Source organism: Bacillus sp. MYb209, from assembly GCF_002975175.1.
Lineage (GTDB): Bacteria > Bacillota > Bacilli > Bacillales > Bacillaceae_G > Bacillus_A.
Genome location: NZ_PCNZ01000101.1, coordinates 1 through 2535, shown reverse-complemented (window position 1 = coordinate 2535; position 2535 = coordinate 1). Strand labels below are relative to the sequence as shown.

The following is a 2535-nucleotide window of genomic DNA, read 5'->3' as shown; positions in this document are numbered from 1 at the left end:
AGCCGTATCGGAAGGTGCGGCTGGATCACCTCCTTTCTATGGAGAATTGATGAACGCAGTTCATCAATAAACGTTGACTTGTTTTGTTTCGTTCAGTTTTGAGAGAACTATCTCTCAAGTTTAAATGTATGTTCTTTGAAAACTAGATAACAGTGTAGCTCATATTTTTTTAATTTTAGTTTGGTTAAGTTAGAAAGGGCGCACGGTGGATGCCTTGACACTAGGAGTCGATGAAGGACGGGACTAACGCCGATATGCTTCGGGGAGCTGTAAGTAAGCTTTGATCCGAAGATTTCCGAATGGGGAAACCCACTATACGTAATGGTATGGTATCCTTACCTGAATACATAGGGTATGGAAGACAGACCCAGGGAACTGAAACATCTAAGTACCTGGAGGAAGAGAAAGCAAATGCGATTTCCTGAGTAGCGGCGAGCGAAACGGAATCTAGCCCAAACCAAGAGGCTTGCCTCTTGGGGTTGTAGGACATTCTATACGGAGTTACAAAGGAACGAGGTAGACGAAGCGACCTGGAAAGGTCCGTCACAGAGGGTAATAACCCCGTAGTCGAAACTTCGTTCTCTCTTGAATGTATCCTGAGTACGGCGGAACACGTGAAATTCCGTCGGAATCTGGGAGGACCATCTCCCAAGGCTAAATACTCCCTAGTGATCGATAGTGAACCAGTACCGTGAGGGAAAGGTGAAAAGCACCCCGGAAGGGGAGTGAAAGAGATCCTGAAACCGTGTGCCTACAAATAGTCAGAGCCCGTTAATGGGTGATGGCGTGCCTTTTGTAGAATGAACCGGCGAGTTACGATCCCGTGCGAGGTTAAGCTGAAGAGGCGGAGCCGCAGCGAAAGCGAGTCTGAATAGGGCGTTTAGTACGTGGTCGTAGACCCGAAACCAGGTGATCTACCCATGTCCAGGGTGAAGTTCAGGTAACACTGAATGGAGGCCCGAACCCACGCACGTTGAAAAGTGCGGGGATGAGGTGTGGGTAGCGGAGAAATTCCAATCGAACCTGGAGATAGCTGGTTCTCCCCGAAATAGCTTTAGGGCTAGCCTTAAGTGTAAGAGTCTTGGAGGTAGAGCACTGATTGAACTAGGGGTCCTCATCGGATTACCGAATTCAGTCAAACTCCGAATGCCAATGACTTATCCTTAGGAGTCAGACTGCGAGTGATAAGATCCGTAGTCAAGAGGGAAACAGCCCAGATCGCCAGCTAAGGTCCCAAAGTGTGTATTAAGTGGAAAAGGATGTGGAGTTGCTTAGACAACTAGGATGTTGGCTCAGAAGCAGCCACCATTTAAAGAGTGCGTAATAGCTCACTAGTCGAGTGACTCTGCGCCGAAAATGTACCGGGGCTAAATACACCACCGAAGCTGCGAATTGATACCAATGGTATCAGTGGTAGGGGAGCGTTCTAAGTGCAGTGAAGTCAGACCGGAAGGACTGGTGGAGCGCTTAGAAGTGAGAATGCCGGTATGAGTAGCGAAAGACGGGTGAGAATCCCGTCCACCGAATGCCTAAGGTTTCCTGAGGAAGGCTCGTCCGCTCAGGGTTAGTCAGGACCTAAGCCGAGGCCGACAGGCGTAGGCGATGGACAACAGGTTGATATTCCTGTACCACCTCTTTATCGTTTGAGCAATGGAGGGACGCAGAAGGATAGAAGAAGCGTGCGATTGGTTGTGCACGTCCAAGCAGTTAGGCTGATAAGTAGGCAAATCCGCTTATCGTGAAGGCTGAGCTGTGATGGGGAAGCTCCTTATGGAGCGAAGTCTTTGATTCCCCGCTGCCAAGAAAAGCTTCTAGCGAGATAAAAGGTGCCTGTACCGCAAACCGACACAGGTAGGCGAGGAGAGAATCCTAAGGTGTGCGAGAGAACTCTGGTTAAGGAACTCGGCAAAATGACCCCGTAACTTCGGGAGAAGGGGTGCTTTCTTAACGGAAAGCCGCAGTGAATAGGCCCAAGCGACTGTTTAGCAAAAACACAGGTCTCTGCGAAGCCGTAAGGCGAAGTATAGGGGCTGACACCTGCCCGGTGCTGGAAGGTTAAGGAGAGGGGTTAGCGTAAGCGAAGCTCTGAACTGAAGCCCCAGTAAACGGCGGCCGTAACTATAACGGTCCTAAGGTAGCGAAATTCCTTGTCGGGTAAGTTCCGACCCGCACGAAAGGTGTAACGATTTGGGCACTGTCTCAACCAGAGACTCGGTGAAATTATAGTACCTGTGAAGATGCAGGTTACCCGCGACAGGACGGAAAGACCCCGTGGAGCTTTACTGTAGCCTGATATTGAATTTTGGTACAGTTTGTACAGGATAGGCGGGAGCCATTGAAACCGGAGCGCTAGCTTCGGTGGAGGCGCTGGTGGGATACCGCCCTGACTGTATTGAAATTCTAACCTACGGGTCTTATCGACCCGGGAGACAGTGTCAGGTGGGCAGTTTGACTGGGGCGGTCGCCTCCTAAAGTGTAACGGAGGCGCCCAAAGGTTCCCTCAGAATGGTTGGAAATCATTCGTAGAGTGCAAAG

1 rRNA gene is annotated in these 2535 nt (G+C 50.1%); it reads left to right on the top strand.

The features are described 5' to 3' along the window. Positions 1-182: 182 nt before the first annotated feature. A 23S ribosomal RNA gene (locus CQZ94_RS30445) occupies positions 183-2535 on the top strand; the annotation flags it as partial.